This window comes from Streptomyces sp. NPDC006208, assembly GCF_040613775.1.
Classification (GTDB): Bacteria; Actinomycetota; Actinomycetes; order Streptomycetales; family Streptomycetaceae; genus Streptomyces.
The window spans coordinates 23,427-42,314 of sequence record NZ_JBEXSW010000018.1 but is presented as its reverse complement, the minus strand read 5'-3'; the positions used below and the strand labels follow the sequence as shown (position 1 = coordinate 42,314).

Genomic DNA, 18,888 nt, shown 5'->3' with positions numbered 1-18,888 from the left:
AGTCTGCCACAGGTGCGCGCCCATCTGGACATCGGTCTCAGGATGCGGGCGGCCGGGGCGTACACCCGATCGGCGGGCAGGAGAACCTCGGACGCCGGTGGTATGGGAACGAGGTGAACTCACCACCGCCCGGCGGACCTCCGACCGGCCCCCTGACACAGCCGCCCGCCCCCGGGCCCGCACGCCGGCCGCCCCGTCGACGCCTTGCGCTGATCATCGGTGCGGCGGTGCTCGGCCTCGGGCTCGTGTCTGCCGCTCTGATGCGCGCCGGCGGCCCGGACGGATCCGACACCGCCGGCAGCATCGCCCGCTCCCCTTCACCGACCGGTTCGGCGGCCGACCGGGCGGCAGCCCGGCGGCTGGCCTCCAGGGTGGCTCTGACCCCTGCGGACTGGGGGCCCGGCTTCATCCGGAGTACGCGGTACGAGACCGCCCCGGTGGCCGAATCCGTGGTCCTGTTGACCTGCGAGTGGTCCAGCCGCGCCGTCCGGGCGGGCACGGTGGCTTCCGTCTCGAGGAGCGTCTACGAGGTCGCGTCCGGTCTCTCGGCGACGTCCGAGGTGCGGCTGTTCGACGACGAGGACACGGCGCAGGCGTATGTGACCGACGTGCGGGACGGCATCCGCCGCTGTCCGCAGCAGCACCGCGACAGTGAGCGCTGGGTGGGCGTACACACGACGCCGTCCCCGCAGGTACCCGGCTTCGACGAGATCGTCGCCGAGGAGGGCAGACAGGTCGTCGCCGAGGACGGGACGCGGACGGACCGTGTCTATGTCCTCCTCACCGCGCGCGCGGACGCGACGGTGCTCACCGCGAGCGCCGGCGGGCAAACGGATGCGCTGAGGAAGGTCCGCGAGCAAGCGGCCGACGGGCTCCGGAAGATGCGGAAGCGTCTGGCCCAGGGGCCGGGCGCGAGCGCCATGCACCCGGCACGGCCGTCGTCCTCGGGGCGGGGCCAGGGCCCGCTTCCGGAGGAAGGGGGCATCAACCCGGGAGCAAGCCGTCGGCGATGAACTCCCGCACGTGAGCGAGAACCTGGGCCCGGCCCGTGCCCGGTACCCCGACCGCGACATGAACGCTGAATCCGTCGAGCAGGGCCCGCAGCCTGGCCGCGTAGCGGTCAGGGTCCACGGACCGGAACTCCCCGCGTGAGACGCCCTCGGCCAGCAGCGCCACGAGGTCACGGTGCCACGCACCCTCGATGGCGGCCTGGCGGTTCCGGGCGTCGTCGTCCGCGTTCTGCGACCGGTTCCAGACCTCGAGCCAGAGCGTCCAGTGCGGGTCGCGCGGCCCGTCGGGGACGTACAGATCGACGTACGCCTCGAGCCGCTCGCGCGCCGGTGCCTGGCGGGAGAGCAGCGCACTGCGCTCCGCGCCGAGGCGGCCCTCGCTCCACTCCAGCGTCTGGAGCAGCAACTCGTCCTTGGTGCGGAAGTAGTAGAGCAGGTGTCCGCTGCTCATACCGACCTCACGCCCGAGCCCGGCCATGGTCAGCCCGTCGAGCCCGCGCTCGGCGATCGTGTCCATGGCTGCGGCGAGCAGCGCCTCACGGGGCGGGGCGACATTGCGACGTCGGGCCGCGGGGGTCATGCGGGGGCCTCCGGGGGCGGTGGTTTCACTCGTACGTTCTACCTGATGTGTGGCGGTCGCCGTCGGTGATGCGCCAACCTGCCTCGGACATCTCCTCGCGCAGGCCGCGTACCGCCTCGCGGGACGCCGGCGCCGCCTTCGCGGAGGCGATCGCCTCCAGGCACCCGATCCCGAAGACCCCCTCGACGACGAGGCCGACATCGGGCTCGGGGAGAAGACCGGAATGATCACCAGCAGGGGTGCGCAGTCCTTTTCGCTCACGACCCTCTGGAAGACGTCCAGCAGCCGGCGGATCACCGCGACGAGCGGCGGGTCCAGCTCCATCAGGCCGCGGCCGTTCGCGATCTCCCCCGCGACTCGTCCACGAACCACCGCATGACCGTGTGCGGCACAGGGTGGTGCCCGGCGCTCTCGTCGAAGCAGATCGTCGGCTCCCGCCCGGGATCCTCGTCAGGGACGATCGCGACCACGAGCACGGCGTCCCGTGCGGTCTCGTGCAGTTCCAGGTACCAGGCGTCGTCGGGCAGGAGCAGAAGGTCTGGAGGCACTGGTCAGGGCCGTCGTGGACGATGCCCGGCATGATCGAACGCTGTCAACGCCCGCAGCGACCCCTCCATGGGGACAGCGGACCGTCGGCCGCCGCGCCCGGACCACCGGAACTCCATCGAGACTTTCCGGTCAGGCCTCTGTCCCGCAGGCCGAAACGGGTGCATGCTGTGCGCACCTCGCCCGGGGAGCCGGAAACCCGGGCGGTGCCTGCCGACCCTCCCGGCTCCCCACGGGAGGGCCGACATCTGCCCACGGCCGGGACGAGGCCGGCCGCCGCTGTCGGTGCCCACCCCCGCAGGGGAACCACGTGGTGCACCCGGGCGGGCCGGCCGCCGTCACACGGCACTCACCCTCGGCTGCTGCTGCGTGATGCAGTGAATGCCTCCCCCGCCCGCGAAGATCGCCCGCGCGTCGACCAGCGTCACCGTCCGCCCGGGGTACAGCCGCCGGAAGATGCCCGCCGCGATCTCGTCGCGAGGGTCGTCGAAGGCGCACAGGACCACGCCACCGTTGCAGACGTAGTGGTTGATGTACGAGTAGTCGACCCACTCGCCGTCCTCGTCGCGCAGCACCGTCGGTGCCGGGACCTCGACCACCTCCAGACGGCGGCCCTTCGCGTCCGTCCGGGACGCGAGGAGTTCGACGTTGGCCTTGCAGAGCTCGTGGTCGGGGTGGGACGGGTCGGGCTGGGTGTGGGCGACCACGACGCCCGGCCCGGCGAAGGCGGCGACGATGTCGACATGGCCCCGCGTGCCGTACATGCCGTAGTCGCCGCTCAGGCCGCGCGGCAGCCAGATCGCCTTTGTCGTTCCGAGGCGCGCGTGGATCTCGTCCTCGACCTCCTGGCGGCTCCAGCCGGGGTTGCGTTCGGGCCCGAGCTGGACCGTGTCGGTGAGCAGGACCGTGCCCTCGCCGTCGACGTGGAGCGCGCCGCCCTCGTTGACCAGCGGTGACGGGTGGACCGGCACGCCGACGAGGTCGGCGACATGGCGGGCGATCTTCTCGTCGTGGTCCCAGCGCGCCCAGTCCGCCGCCCCCCAGCCGTTGAACACCCAGTCCACGGCGGCCAGTTGCGGGCCGTCGGTGACGAAGGTGGGGCCGATGTCGCGCATCCACGCGTCGTCCAGGTCCCGCTCGACGACGTCGATGTCCGCTCCGAGGTGGGCGCGCGCGGAGTCCGACTGCCCGGTGCCCACGACCATCGTCACGGGCTCGAAGCGGCGTACGGCACGAGCGACGCAGGCCCACGCCTGACGGGCCTCGGCCAGCTCCGCCTCGTCCGTGAAGGTGGGGTTGGGGCCGGGCCAGGCCATCCAGGTGCGCTCGTGCGGGAACCACTCGGGCGGCATACGGAACATGGATCAGTCCTCGGGGCTGTTTCGGTCTACAAGAAGTAGAGGCGGTTGAGGGAGACCGAGTCGGCGGGCTCGGAGCGCAGCGGGTCGCCGTCGAGGGTGACCAGGCCCGTGCGGCCGTCCACCGAGACGTCGCCGATGCGGGAGTTGAGCAGCAGATCGCCCGGGCCGATGCCCCGCGTGCCGCGTACGGCCACCCGGCGCCGCCGGGTCGGCATCCGGTCGGAGCCGAGATCGACGGCGGCCCGCGCCACGAAGGCGACGGAGATGTCGGCCGGGGTGGCGCCGTACGCGCCGAACTGCGGGCCGAGCACCAGCGGTTCGCAGGTGTCGGTCGCGGCGTTCGGGTCGCCCACGACCCCGTACGCCGGGAAGCCCGATTTCAGCACCAGTTGCGGCTTGGCGCCGAAGAACTCCGGCCGCCACAGCACGATGTCGGCCATCTTGCCCACCTCGATGGAGCCGATCTCGTGCGCGAGACCGTGGGCGACGGCGGGGTTGATGGTCAGCTTGGCCATGTAGCGCAGGACCCGCGCGTTGTCGTCGTGCGCTCCGTCGCCGTCCAGGGGGCCGCGTTCGGCCTTCATCTTTCCGGCCATGGCGAAGGTACGGCGCACGGTCTCGCCGGCGCGGCCCATGCCTTGGGCGTCGGACGAGGTGATGCCGATCGCCCCGAGGTCGTGCAGGACGTCCTCGGCGCCCATCGTCCCTGCCCTGATCCGGTCGCGGGCCATGGCGGCGTCGCCGGGCAGGTCGGTCTTGAGGTCGTGGACGGAGACGATCATGCCGTAGTGCTCGGCCACCGCGTCCCGCCCGAAGGGCAGGGTGGGGTTGGTGGAGGAGCCGATGACGTTCGGCACGCCCGCCATCCTGAGCACGTTCGGTACGTGTCCGCCGCCGCAGCCCTCGATGTGGAAGGCGTGGATCGTACGGCCGTCGAGGACGCGCAGGGTGTCCTCGACGGAGAGACACTCGTTCAGGCCGTCGCTGTGCAGCGCCACTTGGACGTCGTGCTCCTCGGCGACGCGCAGCGCGGTGTCCAGCGCCCGGGTGTGCGCGCCCATGTCCTCGTGGACCTTGAAGCCGGACGCCCCTCCCTCGGCCAGCGCTTCGACGAGCGGGGCCGGGTCGGAGGACGAACCGCGGCCCAGGAAGCCGATGTTGACGGGCCAGGCGTCGAAGGCGTTGAAGGCGTGCCTCAGCGCCCAGGGCGAGTTGACGCCGACGCCCCACACCGGGCCGAACTCCTGGCCGATGACGGTGGTGACGCCGGAGGCCAGCGAGGCCTCCATGATGCGGGGCGACAGCAGATGGACGTGGGTGTCGACGGCGCCGGCGGTCGCGATCAGGCCCTCGCCGGAGACGATGGACGTGCCCGTGCCGACGACGACGTCCACGCCGTCGAGGGTGTCCGGGTTGCCGGCCCGCCCGATCGCGTGGATGCGGCCCTCACGGATGCCGACGGAGACCTTGCGGATGCCCTGAACGGCGTCGATGACAAGGACGTTGCTGATGACGACGTCGCAGGTCTCGCGTACGGCCGCGGCCTTGAGGTGCAGCCCGTCACGGGCGGTCTTGCCGAAGCCGGCCAGAAACTCGTCGCCCGGCTTCTGCGCGTCCGACTCGACGCGGACGACGAGTCCCGAGTCGCCGAGCACGACGCGGTCGCCGGCGCGGGGGCCGTGCACGGATGCGTATGCGTACGGGTCCATCAGTTCTCCTCCGCTCCGAGATAGCCGCAGGCCGCTGCCCTGCGCAGGGCCTCTTCCCGTGCGCCGGGCGCATCCAGCGGGCCGTCGACCAGGCCCGCGAAGCCGATGGCGACACGGTCGCCGCCGATCGGCAGCAGTCCGACCTCGGCCTCACCGCCAGGGTCGAAGCGGACGGAGGAGCCGGCCGGGACGGCGAGCCGCATGCCGTAGGCCGCGGCCCGGTCGAAGCGGAGCCGCGGGTTGGCCTCGAAGAAGTGGAAGTGCGAGGTGACGCTGACGGGCACGGTGGCGGTGTTGTGCACGCTCAGCGTGAGTGCCGGTTCGAGCTCGTCGTGGCCGGGCCCCGGCAGCAGCGCGCCCGGCGCGTGGGCCCCGAGTGTGCCGCCACCGATCGGGTCGCGGACGACGGCGAGCCGTGACCCGTCGTCGAAGACGGCCTCGACATGCACTTCGGTGACGACGTCGGCGACGCCCGGGAGCACGTCGTCGGGGCCGAGCACCGCACGGGCGGCGGCGATGGCCTCGGCGAGGCGCCGTCCGTCGCGGGCCGCCTCGCAGACGGTGTCCGCGATCAGCGCGGTCGCCTCGGGCACGTTGAGCCGCAGTCCGCGGGCACGGCGTGCCCGGGCCAGCTCGGCTGCGCCGAACAGCAGCAGCCGGTCGCGTTCGGTCGGGGTCAGTCGCACGTCACCACACCTCCTGATTTGAGCAGCACTCTAATTACAGGCACGGCTCGACCGGAAGCCTTTGTGCCAAATCAATTGAAGCCATTGACTCAGGGCGAGACATGGCCCACATTGAACAGCACTCAATTAGAGCATCACTCAAACAGTCCAGCGTCAGGGGCAGCCTCATGCCGATGGAACAGCGCGGAGTCGACACCGTCCCCGAGGGGGAGCGCACCAGCACTCCGCGCGATCTCGTCTCGATCCTGCTCGGGTCGAACCTCTGTCTGGGGGTGATCGTCTTCGGGTGGCTCCCGGTCTCCTTCGGACTGGGACTGTGGCCCTCGCTCACCTCGGTCGTCGCCGGCACAGTGGTGGGCGTCGTGGTCACCGCGCCGCTCGCCCTCGTGTCACTGCGTACGGCGACCAATCTGTCCACGTCCAGCGGCGCCGCCTTCGGCGTGCGCGGCCGGCTCGTCGGTTCGGTCGTCGGTCTGCTGCTCTCACTCGGCTACACCGCGCTGACGCTGTGGATCGGCGGAGACGTGATGATCGGGACGCTGGCGCGCATCGCCGGACTGCCGACCGGCGGCCTCGCCCACACCCTCGTCTACGCCCTGCTCGCGGCCTGCACCGTGGTCGGCGCGGTGTACGGCTACCGGCTGCTGCTGCGCCTGAGCAAGGTGCTCGCGGTCGGTATGACCGGGCTGCTGCTGCTCGGTGTGATCGCCTACGCCCCCGACTTCACCACGGCCGCCCTGCCCGACACCCCGTATCTGCTCGGCTCCTTCTGGCCGACCTGGGGGCTGTCCGCCGTCGCCGCGGGCCTGAGCGGTCCGATCGCCTTCATCACGCTGCTCGGCGACTACACGCGCTACATCTCGCCGCAGCGCCACAGTCCGCGGCTCGTGCTGCGCGCCACCGCCGCGGGGCTGGTCGCGGGCCTGCTCGTCCCCCAGCTCTTCGGTACGTTCACCGCGCTCGCGGCCCGTGCCTCGCCGGACTACGCGGGTCCGCTGGTCGCCGCCTCCCCCACCTGGTACCTGGTCCCGCTGCTGATCGCCGCGGCCGCGGGCTCGGTGGGCAACGCGGGCCTGATGCTGTACTCGATGGGCCTGGACCTGGACGCGATCCTGCCGCGCGCCACACGTACCCGGGCCACCCTGGTCGTCGCCGTCGTCGCGACCGCATTCGTCTTCCTCGGCCATTTCGTCTGGGACGCACAGTCGGCGATGACGTCGTTCGTGCTGCTGCTGACGGCGGTCGGCACACCCTGGGCGGTGATCACACTGATCGAGCACGTGCGCTGCGGCGGCACGTACGACGCGGACGCCCTGCAGGTCTACAACCGCCGGGCACGCGGCGGTGTCTACTGGTTCCGCGCGGGGTGGCACCCGCGCGCAGCCGGGTCCTGGGCACTGGGCGCGACGGTGGGTCTGGGTGCCGTCTCCACCCCGCTGTACGAGGGCCCGCTGCTCGCACTGACGGGCGGCCTGGACTGCAGCTTCGTCCTGTCGGGGGTGGTGGGCGGTGCGGTGTACGCGGCCCTGGGCACCCGCAGGGCGAAGGCCCCGCAGCCTGCCTTTCAGGCTGCGGGGCCCGGGGTCTGAACCGTCCTACACGTCCCGGCCGAGCTGGTGCGTCCAGCCGTGGACGTCCTCCGCCTTGCCCGTCTGGATGTCCAGCAGCGCCTTGCGCAGCTTCAGCGTGACCTCGCCCGGCTGACCGCCCGACTGCTTCCACTCGCCGCTCGCGGACTTGACCAGGCCGACCGGCGTGATGACCGCGGCCGTACCGCAGGCGAACACCTCGGTGAGCGAACCGTTCGCGGTGTCCTCGCGCCACTGGTCGATGGAGATCCGGCCCTCCTCGGACTTGTAGCCGAGGTCCTCTGCGAGCTGGAGGAGCGAGTCACGGGTGATGCCGGCGAGCAGGGAGCCGGTGAGCTCGGGCGTGACGATCCGCTGTCCCCCGTCCTCCTGGCCGTACACGAAGTACAGGTTCATGCCGCCCAGCTCCTCGACCCACTTGTGCTCCACGGCGTCGAGGTAGGCGACCTGGTCGCAGCCCTTCGCGGCGGCCTCTGCCTGGGCGAGCAGGGACGCGGCGTAGTTGCCGCCGGTCTTGGCGTCGCCCATGCCGCCGGGGACGGCGCGCACGCGGTCCTCGGAGAGCCAGATGGAGACCGGCTTGACCCCGCCGGGGAAGTAGGCACCGGCGGGCGAGGCGATGACGATGAAGAGGTACTCGTTGGCAGGGCGCACGCCCAGACCGACCTCGGTCGCGATCATGAACGGACGCAGGTAGAGCGACTCCTCGCCGCCGTGCGCCGGAACCCACGCCTTGTCCTGCTGGACCAGCGCGTCACAGGCGGCGATGAAGGTCTCGACCGGCAGCTCGGGCATGGCGAGGCGCCGGGCGGACGCCTGGAAGCGCTTGGCGTTGGCCTCGGGGCGGAACGTGGCCACCGAGCCGTCGGGGTGGCGGTACGCCTTGAGGCCTTCGAAGATCTCCTGCGCGTAGTGCAGGGTCATGTTGGCGGGGTCGATCGACAGCGGCGCGTACGGGACGAGCTCGGCGTCGTGCCAGCCGCGCCCTTCGGTCCACTTGATCGTGACCATGTGGTCGGTGAAGTAGCGGCCGAATCCGGGGCTGGTCAGGATCGCCTCGCGCTCCGCGTCGGACAGCGGGTGCGAGGAGGGCTTGAGCTCGATCGAGGGCGTCGTCATGAGTGCAGTGTCCTTCACCGGTTGTTGTGACGGACCGCGCTCACGCCGCAGCTGATGCTTGGACGTCCGAGTTCTCCCGCGCGACACGGCCCACGTCCGATTATCGCGCGCGCAAAACCTTGGGGGGAACGGTGTGAGTACGGCCCTGGATTGATGGTGGCACCCGGAGGCCGCACAGGAGAAGCCGCCGGGCGCTGAAGCGACCCGGCGGCGACTGGGGGTGCGGGGGCGAAGCCCCGATGGAATGCAGTCGGTCGGGTCAGCTCGCTACGCGTACCGCGAGCGCGTCGCCGATCTGGTCCGTCGTGCGGACGGTGTCACCGTCGCGCTCCGCGAGGTCGGCGGAGACGGCCCCCTCGATGCGCACGGCCTCGGCCTCGAAGCCGAGGTGACGCAGCAGGAGGGCGACGGAGAGGATCGTGGCCGTCGGGTCGGCCTTGCCCGTGCCCGCGATGTCGGGCGCGGAGCCGTGGACGGGCTCGAACATGGACGGGAACGTGCCCGTCGGGTTGATGTTGCCGGACGCGGCCAGGCCGATACCGCCGGTCACGGCAGCGGCGAGGTCGGTGAGGATGTCGCCGAAGAGGTTGTCGGTGACGATGACGTCGAAGCGCTCCGGCTGGGTGACGAAGAAGATCGTCGCGGCATCGACATGCAGGTAGTCGGTGGTGACCTCGGGGTACTCCTGGCCGACCCTGTCGAAGATGTTCTTCCACATGTGGCCGGCGTAGACGAGGACGTTGTTCTTGTGGACCAGCGTCAGCTTCTTGCGGGGACGGGCGTTGGCGCGCTCGTACGCGTCACGGACGACGCGCTCCACGCCGAACGCGGTGTTGACGCTGACCTCGGTGGCGACCTCGTGCTCCGTACCCGTGCGCAGCGAACCGCCGTTGCCCGTGTACGGGCCCTCGGTGCCCTCGCGCACGACGACGAAGTCGATGTCGGGGCGGCCGGCCAGCGGAGTCGCGGTGTTGGGGAACAGCTTCGACGGACGCAGGTTGACGTAGTGGTCGAAGGCGAAGCGGAGCTTCAGCAGCAGGCCGCGCTCCAGCACACCCGACGGCACCGACGGGTCGCCGATGGCGCCGAGCAGGATCGCGTCGTGGTTCTTGAGGGAGTCGAGCTCCGCGTCCGGGAGGGTCTCACCGGTGCGGTGCCAGCGCTGGGCGCCGAGGTCGTACTCCTTGGTCTCCAGCTTCACATCCTGCGGGAGGACGGCGGCAAGGACCTTCAGGCCCTGAGCCACGACCTCCTGGCCGATGCCGTCACCGGGGATCACTGCGAGATTGATGCTGCGAGACATGTCGGCACCCTACTCCGCGTCCCACCCCATGACATCCGACGTCCATCATGTGGACGTGCGGCGTGTCGCCCCAGCTGACGGCCGCGGCGGGCGACACCCTTCGATCCACCGGGGTTCGAAGGGCATTCACCCGTCAGTCCGGTGGGGGCGGAAGTTACTGACACGTTCGGCGTCATTGCTGACACCCTGGACCTCGGCCCCCCACAGCTCGTGCGCGGCATGAGCATGCGCGGATCCGTACGGCTTCGGGCTCGGGGTGAAGGCAGCCGCGAGGGCAACGCCCATGGCCACGACACCGTCGTGACGTTCCACCGGACGAAGCTTGCGGCTGCCCGGCCCGGACACCGCGGAGTGGTCGCGTGTCCGGTGCACCGGCTTCTCGTTCCTCGAGGTGGAGGCGGAGGCCGGCGCGAGCCCGAAGCTCAAGGTCTCCGCGCCTGCCGGGAGCGGCAAGCGCATCGACCACTGCGAGGTGGGGCGTGACGGTGCGTGGGTGGCGGGCTCGGCCCGTCGCTCAGTGGCCCGTCTCGCCTCCGTTGTCCCTGCGGTCGAGGGCTCGCTGCAGGGCGGCGGCGGCGTTCTTGCGGTCGGACTCACTGCTGCGGGAAGAGTGTCGGACTCGGCGGACGGTCTCAGCGGGCATGGTGATCGACTCCTTGGAGATCACGAGAGATTTCGAAGGTGCCGGAAGGGGCGGGGAGCGGTGCCGCAGGGGTTGCCTGCATAGGGCACGGGCTCGCAGCCGCCATTCGCTGGATCGAGCGAGACGTTCGGCTTCTACAAAGCTAAGTCAGCTACACGCTTCTGTCTCCACAATTACTCGGACTTCCTACTATCTGAGACGCGATCTTGGACGAGGTGTGCCGGGACCGCCTCAGAGCACGTCGCCGTCGCGCCAGTCGAACAGCAGCGCGCCGCGGGCCGGGTCCAGAAGGGGACGGTCCGCCGCCGGGCGCAGGTAGGTGGAGGTCTCCTCGTCCGGGAGGTGCACCACTCCGTCGGGGCTCAGCGCCTCGATCCGGCCGCCCCACAGGTGCCAGCCCCGGGCGCGGTACAGCGCGGCGCCGTCGTCCGAGGCCGACAGGGCGCCGAGGTCGTACGCGCCGTCGATCACCGACTCCAGCGCCGCCATCACCCGGCCGCCCAGGCCCTGGCGGCGGCGGTCGGCGCGGACACCGACGGCCTCGACGTATCCGACGCGGTACGAGCGCCCCGCGTGCAGCAGCCGGCGCATGATGACGCTGCCATGGGCGGCGAGACCGTCCCGGTCGCGTACGCAGGCGTGGATGCCGCCGAGGCCGTGGGTCCAGTCCTCGTCGCCGAAGTCCCCGTGGAAGGCGGTGTCGAGCAGGGACCGGATCTCGGCGAGTGCGCCGTCGGACAGCTGGTACGTGTGCGCCGTGCGCAGCGTGTCACTCATGGCGCAACTCTCGCAGGCACCGCACGCGTCAGGTACCGAGCCGGTGGCGGCGCAGGAACTGACTGTCGGAAAACCGTCCCTGGAAGGGGAGTTGGCACCGTTCACGGTCCGGGTCGCGCCGAGCGCCGCCGGCCCGCACCGAGCCGGACGGCGCTCACATACGCCTCAGGGACGGCGGGTACGCACAGCTCCGCCTCGTCCGGCACGAAGGGCGCGATCTCGCGCTGCGGATACCCGAGCAGATCGATGCCGTCCCAGACGAACGGCGTCACGCACGGGCCTCGGGGCGGGTCCTCGATCCGGGCCACCTCGATGAACTCGAGCTCGCCCGTGTGCGGTTCCTCGAGCGCTCCCCACATCAGCACCCTGACGCCGTCGAACTCCCCCGAGCACGCCCAAGCCGTGCCGCAGACCCAGCCCGGGCGCACGTCGCAGAGCGTGGACAAGGCCCATTGCGCCTGCTGCTCCCCCATGCCGAAGCTCAAGGTCCCTGCACCGTGCGGCAACAACAGGCGCGGTCCCGGGAGGAGTTCGAACACCCGGGGAGTATGGCACGGTGGGACGAAGAGGCAGGGGGTCCGTCAGGCCGAGGTCGTCTCCTCCAGCCGGCGCGCGGCTCCGTCCACCCACCGGGTGAACTCCTCGCGGTGATGCGCCTCGCCCCCGCACAAGGCGGCGACCTGCGCCTCGGTGATCCGGTTCGGGCCCGCCATGTCCAGCAGCCGGTGCAGCTCGCGCATGACGGAGGCGAGCCGCTGGGCGTCGGGGTGATCGATCACGTCGACCCCGTGGCCGGGGCCGAGAGTCGTGGAACCAGGCATGTCGTCCCTCCAGACCTCGTCCCCCCTTCCAGCAGCGTAAGCCCGCCGGACGTGAGCCGCCCCCGGCCGGTCTGGGGGGATCGGCAGGGGGCGGTGATCACGGACGGGGCTCTGCCCCGGGCGGGCGTCAGCCCATGTGGGGGTAGGGGTAGTCGGTCGGAGCGACCAGCGTCTCCTTGATCGCGCGGGTCAGCGTCCAGCGCATCAGGTTCTGCGGAGCGCCCGCCTTGTCGTTCGTACCGGACGCGCGGCCGCCGCCGAAGGGCTGCTGGCCGACGACGGCTCCGGTCGACTTGTCGTTGATGTAGAAGTTGCCCGCGGCGTAGCGGAGCTTCTCCATCGCGTCGGCCGCGGCGGCGCGGTCACCGGCGATGATCGAGCCGGTCAGCGCGTACGCCGACACGGACTCCATCTGCGCCAGCATCTCGTCGTACTTCTCGTCCTCGTAGACGTGCACGGCGAGGATGGGGCCGAAGTACTCGGTCGTGAAGACCTCGTTCGAAGCGTCGGAGCACTCGATGACGGTCGGGCGGACGAAGTAGCCGACCGAGTCGTCGTAGCTGCCGCCCGCGACGACGGTGCAGGTCGGGTCTTCCTTCGCGCGGTCGATCGCCGCCTTGTTCTTGGCGAAGGCACGCTCGTCGATGACGGCGCCGATGAAGTTCGTCAGGTCGGTGACGTCACCCATCCTGATGCCGTCGACCTCGGCCGCGAACTCCTCCTTGAAGCCCGAGTTCCAGATCGAGGCCGGGATGTACGCACGCGAGGACGCGGAGCACTTCTGACCCTGGAACTCGAAGGAGCCGCGGGTCAGCGCGGTCTTCAGGACGGCGCGGTCGGCGCTCGGGTGGGCGACGACGAAGTCCTTGCCGCCCGTCTCACCGACGATGCGCGGGTAGGAGCGGTACTTCTCGATGTTGTTGCCGACCGTCTTCCACAGGTGCTGGAAGGTCTTGGTCGATCCGGTGAAGTGGATACCGGCCAGGTCGCGGTGGTTCAGGGCCACCTCGGAGACCGCGATGCCGTCGCCGGTCACCAGGTTGATGACGCCCTTGGGCAGGCCGGCCTCCTCGAGGAGCTGCATCAGCAGTACAGCGGCGTGGGTCTGCGTCGGGGACGGCTTCCAGACCACCACGTTGCCCATGAGGGCGGGGGCGGTGGGCAGGTTGCCCGCGATGGCGGTGAAGTTGAAGGGGGTGATCGCGTAGACGAAGCCCTCGAGCGGGCGGTGGTCGAGGCGGTTCCACACGCCCGGGGAGTTCGCCGGCGGCTGCTCGGCCAGGATCTGGCGGGCGTAGGCGACGTTGAAGCGCCAGAAGTCGACGAGCTCGCAGGGGGTGTCGATCTCGGCCTGCTGCGCGGTCTTCGACTGGCCCAGCATGGTGGAGGCGGCCAGCGTCTCGCGCCACGGGCCGGCCAGCAGCTCGGCGGCGCGCAGGATGATCGCGGCGCGGTCGTCGAAGGCCATCGCGCGCCACGCCGGGGCGGCGGCGAGCGCGGCGTCGATCGCGTCCTGGGCGTCCTGCTGCGTGGCGCCCGCGAAGGTGCCGATGACGGCCCGGTGGTTGTGCGGCTGTACGACGTCGACGCGCTCGCCGCCGCCCATGCGCTTCACACCGTTGATGGTCATCGGGAGGTCGATGGGGTTCTCGGCCAGCTCCTTGAGCTTGGCCTCGAGGCGGAGGCGCTCCGCCGAACCGGGGGCGTAGCCGTGCACCGGCTCGTTGACGGGAGCGGGGACCTGGGTCACAGCGTCCATGAGTTACCTCTTCCGAGTGAATCCCTGACTTCAGCTGAGAGGAACTGAAGTGGTGGCTTACGTTGCAGCGGTCAGGGCTTGACCGTCACGAGCTTGCTTCGGCGGGTGGGTGAGAAGCGCCTATGGGGCGCAGTCACGAGTTCCGTAGCTCCTTGTCCGACGGCGGAACGGAACCGGGCCCGGCTCATCCGGCCGAAGAGCGGTGGCTGTCGTCATCCAGGATGCGCCTGAACGCCTGAGGGACGACAACCGTCGCTCAGCCCTTGGTGATCATCGAGCGGACGAAGAACAGCAGGTTGGCCGGCTTCTCCGCGAGGCGCCGCATGAAGTAGCCGTACCAGTCGGTGCCGTACGCGGTGTAGACGCGCATCCGGTGCCCCTCGGCGGCGAGCCGGACGTGCTCGTCGCCGCGGATCCCGTACAGCATCTGGAACTCGTACTCGTCCAGCTTGCGCCCTGCGCTGCGGGCGAGCTCCTGCGTGATGGCGATCAGGCGCGGGTCGTGGGACCCGATCATCGGGTACCCCTCACCCTCCATAAGGATCTTGAGGATGCGGACGTACGCCTTGTCGATCTCGGACTTGTCCTGGTACGCGACGGAGGCGGGCTCCTTGTACGCGCCCTTGACGATACGGACCCGGCTGCCGTTCGCGGCGAGGCGGCGGGCGTCCTCCTCGGTGCGGAACAGGTAGGCCTGGATGACGCATCCGGTCTGCGGGAAGTCCTTCCGCAGCTCCTCGTGGATGGCGAACATCGAGTCGAGGGTGGTGTGGTCCTCGGCGTCCAGGGTGACCGTGGTGCCGATCGCGGCGGCGGCCTCCACGACCGGGCGGACATTGGCGAGCGCCAGCTCGTGTCCGCCCTCCAGGCACTGGCCGAACATCGACAGCTTGACGGACATCTCGGCCTTGGTGCCGAACCCGAGGCCCTTGAGGTGTTCGATCAGCTCGAGGTAGGCGTCGCGCGCCGCGGCGGCCTGCTCGCGGGTCGTGATGTCCTCGCCGACCACGTCCAGCGTGACCTCGAGCCCCTTGCCGACCGTCTCCTTGACGATCGGGACGACCTGGTCGACCGTCTCGCCGGCGATGAACCGGGCAACCACCTGCTTGGTCCCCGGAGCGGCCGAGACGAAACGGCGCATCTTGTCGCTGCGGGACGCGGCGAGGATCACGGGAGCCAGCACGGGGCACCTCCACGAAGCAGGTTGAAGGGGGCCGGAACCGAACGAGACGGGAACGGCACGAAGAACCACCGTGAAACCTAAGGATCGCTCCGATCCTCGGCCATCGACAGCTGTCACGCATCCATGGCCGGGATCTCAGACATTTGTCTGAAGGGGGTGCGAGAATGTCGGCGTGAAGGGCGACTACCAAGAACTCGTCGACGAGATCTCGGCGCTGCTGGCCGTCCCGGCGACGCTGGAGAACCGCGATTTCGGGCTGATCGCCTTCGGGGCCCACGACAGCGAGGACGACACGGCGATGGACCCGGTCCGGACCCGCTCGATCCTCACCAGGAAGTCCACGCCCGCGGTCCGCTCCTGGTTCGAGGGGTACGGCATCACCCGCGCCACGGGCCCGGTCCGCATCCCCGCCGCCCCCGACGCCGGCGTCTTCCGGGACCGCATCTGCCTGCCCGTACGGCACCGGGGCGTGGTGCTCGGGTACGTATGGCTGCTCGACGCGGACCCGGGGCCGACCGCCGAGCAGCTGGCCGCGGCGATGGAGGTCACCGAGCGGATCGGCACCCTGCTCGCGGACGAGGAGCGGGCGGGCGCAGACCTGTCCCGCGAGTTCCGTGCGGTGCTCTCGGCCGGGCGGGGCTGGCAGTACGACATGGCGGTGGCGGCGCTGCGTACGGCACTCGGCCCGGACGCCGACGGGCTGCACACCGTCGTGTGCGTGACGCCCTGGTCCGCGGGGGACGCTCCGTCGCCACGCTCGCTGCCGGGCACGTCGGCCCTGTGCACGGTGCCGCTGCCGGCGCGGGCGGCGGCCGGGGCTCCGGGCGGGCCCGCCGAGCACACTCTCGCTGCGCTGGTGCGGTTGCGCTCGGCCGACAACCTGACCCCCGCGCTGACGGTGGCCGCCCGGCTGCGCGAAGCCGCGGGCGCGGATGCGGGGCCGGCAGCCGGCCCAGGCCGCCGGCCCGTGGAGGAAGCCACGGCGGCCGGGGGCGCGCGGGGCGCCGACGGACTCCCGGGAGCCGCCGCGGGTGGCGGGCCCACCCAGGGCACCGAAGGTGCGAGCGCCGCAACGGGCCGCGGCGCGGCAGCCGCCGCGGGGGTGGCCGCACCGCGACGCGGACTCGCCGACCTCGACACCGGTTGGTACGAGGCCACTTCGGCGGCGCGGGCGGCGCTGGCCGAACCCCGGCTCGGCCCGGTCGCCCGGTGGTCGGACCTCGGCCCGTACCGCATGCTGACGGCGCTGCCCCCAGGCACGGGGCCCGACCCCGCCGTACAGGAGCTGCTCTCCCCCGCCCATGCCGAACTGGCCCGCACCGCCGAGGTGTTCCTCGACTGCGCGGGCCAGGCGAGCCGCACCGCGGCGGCCCTGGGCATCCACCGCCAGACGCTCTACTACCGCCTGTCGCGCATCGAGGAGCTCACCGGTCTGCACCTGACGGAGGGCGAGGACCGGCTGCTGCTGCACATGGCACTCAAGGGCGCGCGGCTATGACGCCTCGCGGGCGGCCTTGATGACCCGGCGCAGGCCCTCCGTCAACTCGTCCGCCCGGGTGGCCGTCTGCGGGTCGAACATCCACTGGGCGATGAGGCCCATCATGAGGGTCATGTAGAACTTGCCGAGCGTGTCGACGTCCTCCTCCGCGACGTCGGCCTCCTCACCGCCCATGAGCATGGGGATGATCCCCCGCGCTCCCTCCCGCTGGGCCTTGGCCAAGTGGTCGCGCACTGCGGGCAGTTGGTCGCCCATGACCACGATCTCCATACTGAGCCGCCACAGCGAGTCGGGCCCTGACATGGTGCCGATGACGTTGGCCCAGACCTCCTGGAACCTCTCGAGCGAACCGGACCGCGTCCCGGTCGTCGCCCGCTCGGTCGCGTCGAAGTCGTCCGAGACCCCTTCGACCAGGGCGACGTACGCCTCGGCGAGCAGGGCGTCCTTCGAGCCGTAGTGATAGCCGATCGAGGCCAGGTTCGTCCCCGACTCCTTGACGATGTCGCGCGCCGTGGTGCGCACGAACCCCTTTTCCAGCAGGCAGCGCTTCGCGCCCTCGAGCAGATCCTCGCGATGTCCCATGTCAGCAGCGTACCGGCAACCATACAGCCGTCCAATACGGTCGTTTTACACAGTCGTACTAGACGGACGTTTAATACGTGCGTACATTCCTCGTCATGACGAACTCCACCGCGCGCAGCGCCACTTCGCGCGCCGGACGCAAGGAATGGACCGCCTTCGTGGTCCTCCTGCTCCCGCTCCTCCTGGTCTCGATGGACGTCTCCGTCCTCTACTTCGCCATCCCGGCCATCAGCCGCGAGCTCGACCCGAGCAGCACGCAGCAGCTGTGGATCTTCGACATCTACGCCTTCGCCCTCGCCGGGCTGCTCATGACCATGGGTTCACTCGGCGACCGCATCGGCCGGCGCCGGCTCCTGCTCATGGGGGCCACGGCCTTCGGGATCGCCTCCATCGCCGCTGCCTACGCTCAGAGTGCCGAAATGCTCATCGCCGCCAGGGCGTTGCTCGGTATCGGCGGTGCCACCCTGATGCCCTCGACGCTGGCGCTCGTGCGGAGCATGTTCCAGGACGACAAGCAGCGCAGTCAGGCCATCGGCATCTGGTCCGGGGCCATGGCCGGCGGCATCGCGCTCGGCTCGGTGATGAGCGGCCTGATGCTGAACCATTTCTGGTGGGGCTCCGTCTTCCTGGTCAACGTGCCCGCGATGCTGCTCCTGCTGGTCCTGGTGCCCGTGCTGGTACCCGAGTTCAAGGACCCCGCACCCGGCCGCTTCGACCTGCTGAGCGTGCCGCTGTCGATGGGCGCCGTCCTCCCCGTCGTGTACGGGCTCAAGGAGATCGCGGCCGACGGCTGGAGCCCGGTCAGGGCTCTGTTCATCACGTGCGGGCTCGCGGTCGGCTGGGTGTTCGTACAGCGTCAGCGCAGCCGCCCGGACGCCATGATCAGCCGGACCCTGTTCAGGGGGCGCGTCTTCGGCTCAGGGATCGCCCTCAACGCGGTCGCCGCCTTCACGATAATGGGCTCGGCCTACTTCACCACCCAGTACCTCCAGTCGGTGCTCGGCATGGGCACGATGGAGGCCGCGCTGTGGAGCCTGGCGCCCTCGCTCGCGATCGGCGTCGCCGCCCCCACCGCCGGCGCCGTCGCCCAGCGGGTCGACCGCGCCTATGTCGTCGCCGCCGGATTCGTCGTCGGCGCGGCCGGGTTCGCGATCCTGATCCTCACCGGCACCGACACACTGTGGATCGTGCTGGCCGGCGCCGCCGTCATGGGATGCGGCATCGTCACCGTGATGTCGCTGGTCTCCGACATGGCGCTGGCCGCGGCGCCGGCGGAGAAGGCGGGTTCGGCCGCATCGCTGCTGGAGACCGGGCAGGAGTTCGGCGGAGCGCTGGGCATGGCGGTCCTGGGCAGCGTGGGCGCGGCCGTCTACCGCAGGGACATCGCCGACTCCGCACCCGCGGGCCTGTCGGCCGACGCCCTGGACACCGTGCGCGACACACTCGGCGGCGCGACGGTCGTCGCCGGACAGCTGCCGGTCGGCGCCGGACAGGCCGTACTGGAGGTGGCGCGCGAGGCCTTCGTCCACGGGATGCAGATCGCCGCGGCAGGCGGTGCGGTACTGCTCGTCGGAGCCGCGGTTCTCGCCGCCGTACTGCTGCGTACCGTGGGCCCGGCCGAGCGGGCCGAAGACCCCGCGCACGAATCGGCCTCCGCGGCGGGCGGGACCACGACGCAGGAACGGGCCGCGCGGGCCAAGGCCGCGGCGCTCTGACCGCCCC

General features: G+C 70.9%; 19 protein-coding genes. 4 read left to right on the top strand and 15 right to left on the bottom strand.

Annotation, left to right across the window (positions count from 1 at the left end):
* Window positions 1-245: 245 nt before the first annotated feature.
* The gene (locus ABZ208_RS16750) at window positions 246-1,013 is read left to right on the top strand and encodes a hypothetical protein (protein ID WP_356910224.1); all 768 of its coding nucleotides are present in this window, start codon (window positions 246-248) and stop codon (window positions 1,011-1,013) included.
* Here ABZ208_RS16750 and ABZ208_RS16745 read toward each other — a convergent pair.
* The 5 genes from ABZ208_RS16745 to ureA form a co-directional block, all read right to left on the bottom strand.
* Window positions 985-1,590, bottom strand: coding sequence for a TetR/AcrR family transcriptional regulator (locus tag ABZ208_RS16745; protein ID WP_356910223.1), 606 nt, complete (start codon window positions 1,588-1,590; stop codon window positions 985-987). The genes ABZ208_RS16750 and ABZ208_RS16745 overlap by 29 nt on opposite strands.
* Before the next feature lie 323 nt (window positions 1,591-1,913).
* Window positions 1,914-2,138, bottom strand: coding sequence for a hypothetical protein (locus ABZ208_RS16740; protein WP_356910222.1), 225 nt, complete (start codon window positions 2,136-2,138; stop codon window positions 1,914-1,916).
* Between the two features lie 336 nt (window positions 2,139-2,474).
* Entirely contained in the window at window positions 2,475-3,497 is a 1,023-nt protein-coding gene (locus ABZ208_RS16735; protein WP_356910221.1) for an agmatine deiminase family protein, read from the bottom strand.
* A gap of 26 nt (window positions 3,498-3,523) precedes the next feature.
* Complete coding sequence (locus tag ABZ208_RS16730; RefSeq protein WP_356910220.1) at window positions 3,524-5,206, bottom strand: urease subunit alpha; 1,683 nt, start codon at window positions 5,204-5,206, stop codon at window positions 3,524-3,526.
* Window positions 5,206-5,892, bottom strand: a complete 687-nt coding sequence (ureA, locus tag ABZ208_RS16725) for an urease subunit gamma (protein ID WP_356910219.1) — start codon at window positions 5,890-5,892, stop codon at window positions 5,206-5,208. Before ureA ends, ABZ208_RS16730 begins: the two co-directional genes overlap by 1 nt.
* Before the next feature lie 167 nt (window positions 5,893-6,059).
* Between ureA and ABZ208_RS16720 the strand changes: the two genes are divergently transcribed.
* Window positions 6,060-7,481, top strand: a complete 1,422-nt coding sequence (locus tag ABZ208_RS16720) for a cytosine permease (protein ID WP_356910218.1) — start codon at window positions 6,060-6,062, stop codon at window positions 7,479-7,481.
* A gap of 6 nt (window positions 7,482-7,487) precedes the next feature.
* Here ABZ208_RS16720 and ABZ208_RS16715 read toward each other — a convergent pair whose 3' ends face one another.
* From ABZ208_RS16715 to ABZ208_RS16675, 9 genes are all read right to left on the bottom strand, one after another.
* On the bottom strand, window positions 7,488-8,600 hold the full coding sequence (locus ABZ208_RS16715; RefSeq protein ID WP_356910217.1) for a branched-chain amino acid aminotransferase: 1,113 nt from the start codon (window positions 8,598-8,600) through the stop codon (window positions 7,488-7,490).
* Window positions 8,601-8,859: 259 nt separating this feature from the next.
* Entirely contained in the window at window positions 8,860-9,903 is a 1,044-nt protein-coding gene (locus ABZ208_RS16710) for a 3-isopropylmalate dehydrogenase (RefSeq protein WP_356910216.1), read from the bottom strand.
* A 126-nt stretch (window positions 9,904-10,029) separates the two neighbouring features.
* A complete protein-coding gene (locus ABZ208_RS16705) occupies window positions 10,030-10,215 on the bottom strand; it encodes a hypothetical protein (protein ID WP_356910215.1) in 186 nt (61 codons plus the stop codon).
* Window positions 10,216-10,417: 202 nt separating this feature from the next.
* Window positions 10,418-10,546: a hypothetical protein gene (locus tag ABZ208_RS16700; protein WP_356910214.1), complete on the bottom strand. Its 129-nt coding sequence runs from the start codon at window positions 10,544-10,546 to the stop codon at window positions 10,418-10,420.
* A 231-nt stretch (window positions 10,547-10,777) separates the two neighbouring features.
* A complete protein-coding gene (locus tag ABZ208_RS16695) occupies window positions 10,778-11,323 on the bottom strand; it encodes a GNAT family N-acetyltransferase (RefSeq protein ID WP_356910213.1) in 546 nt (181 codons plus the stop codon).
* Window positions 11,324-11,424: 101 nt separating this feature from the next.
* Window positions 11,425-11,796, bottom strand: coding sequence for a hypothetical protein (locus tag ABZ208_RS16690; RefSeq protein ID WP_356910212.1), 372 nt, complete (start codon window positions 11,794-11,796; stop codon window positions 11,425-11,427).
* A gap of 108 nt (window positions 11,797-11,904) precedes the next feature.
* Entirely contained in the window at window positions 11,905-12,144 is a 240-nt protein-coding gene (locus ABZ208_RS16685) for a hypothetical protein (protein WP_356910211.1), read from the bottom strand.
* 127 nt (window positions 12,145-12,271) lie between these two features.
* Entirely contained in the window at window positions 12,272-13,903 is a 1,632-nt protein-coding gene (gene pruA / locus ABZ208_RS16680) for an L-glutamate gamma-semialdehyde dehydrogenase (protein WP_356910210.1), read from the bottom strand.
* 256 nt (window positions 13,904-14,159) lie between these two features.
* Window positions 14,160-15,086: a proline dehydrogenase family protein gene (locus ABZ208_RS16675; protein ID WP_356910209.1), complete on the bottom strand. Its 927-nt coding sequence runs from the start codon at window positions 15,084-15,086 to the stop codon at window positions 14,160-14,162.
* A 172-nt stretch (window positions 15,087-15,258) separates the two neighbouring features.
* Between ABZ208_RS16675 and ABZ208_RS16670 the strand changes: the two genes are divergently transcribed.
* A complete protein-coding gene (locus ABZ208_RS16670; RefSeq protein ID WP_356910208.1) occupies window positions 15,259-16,584 on the top strand; it encodes a helix-turn-helix domain-containing protein in 1,326 nt (441 codons plus the stop codon).
* Here the strand turns inward: ABZ208_RS16670 and ABZ208_RS16665 are convergent.
* The gene (locus tag ABZ208_RS16665) at window positions 16,579-17,166 is read right to left on the bottom strand and encodes a TetR/AcrR family transcriptional regulator (RefSeq protein WP_356910207.1); all 588 of its coding nucleotides are present in this window, start codon (window positions 17,164-17,166) and stop codon (window positions 16,579-16,581) included. The genes ABZ208_RS16670 and ABZ208_RS16665 overlap by 6 nt on opposite strands.
* A gap of 95 nt (window positions 17,167-17,261) precedes the next feature.
* Here ABZ208_RS16665 and ABZ208_RS16660 point away from each other — a divergent pair, with 95 nt between their 5' ends.
* On the top strand, window positions 17,262-18,881 hold the full coding sequence (locus tag ABZ208_RS16660; RefSeq protein ID WP_356910206.1) for an MFS transporter: 1,620 nt from the start codon (window positions 17,262-17,264) through the stop codon (window positions 18,879-18,881).
* Window positions 18,882-18,888 lie beyond the last annotated feature (7 nt).

Coding starts and splice junctions, on each gene's coding strand:
- ABZ208_RS16695 (WP_356910213.1), bottom strand. CDS start 11,323: ATGAGTGACACGCTGCGCACGGCGCACACGTACCAGCTGTCCGACGGC.
- ABZ208_RS16685 (WP_356910211.1), bottom strand. CDS start 12,144: ATGCCTGGTTCCACGACTCTCGGCCCCGGCCACGGGGTCGACGTGATC.
- pruA (WP_356910210.1), bottom strand. CDS start 13,903: ATGGACGCTGTGACCCAGGTCCCCGCTCCCGTCAACGAGCCGGTGCAC.
- ABZ208_RS16735 (WP_356910221.1), bottom strand. CDS start 3,497: ATGTTCCGTATGCCGCCCGAGTGGTTCCCGCACGAGCGCACCTGGATG.
- ABZ208_RS16660 (WP_356910206.1), top strand. CDS start 17,262: ATGACGAACTCCACCGCGCGCAGCGCCACTTCGCGCGCCGGACGCAAG.
- ABZ208_RS16720 (WP_356910218.1), top strand. CDS start 6,060: ATGCCGATGGAACAGCGCGGAGTCGACACCGTCCCCGAGGGGGAGCGC.
- ABZ208_RS16690 (WP_356910212.1), bottom strand. CDS start 11,796: ATGGGGGAGCAGCAGGCGCAATGGGCCTTGTCCACGCTCTGCGACGTG.
- ABZ208_RS16710 (WP_356910216.1), bottom strand. CDS start 9,903: ATGTCTCGCAGCATCAATCTCGCAGTGATCCCCGGTGACGGCATCGGC.
- ABZ208_RS16700 (WP_356910214.1), bottom strand. CDS start 10,546: ATGCCCGCTGAGACCGTCCGCCGAGTCCGACACTCTTCCCGCAGCAGT.
- ABZ208_RS16730 (WP_356910220.1), bottom strand. CDS start 5,206: ATGGACCCGTACGCATACGCATCCGTGCACGGCCCCCGCGCCGGCGAC.
- ABZ208_RS16715 (WP_356910217.1), bottom strand. CDS start 8,600: ATGACGACGCCCTCGATCGAGCTCAAGCCCTCCTCGCACCCGCTGTCC.
- ABZ208_RS16665 (WP_356910207.1), bottom strand. CDS start 17,166: ATGGGACATCGCGAGGATCTGCTCGAGGGCGCGAAGCGCTGCCTGCTG.
- ABZ208_RS16745 (WP_356910223.1), bottom strand. CDS start 1,590: ATGACCCCCGCGGCCCGACGTCGCAATGTCGCCCCGCCCCGTGAGGCG.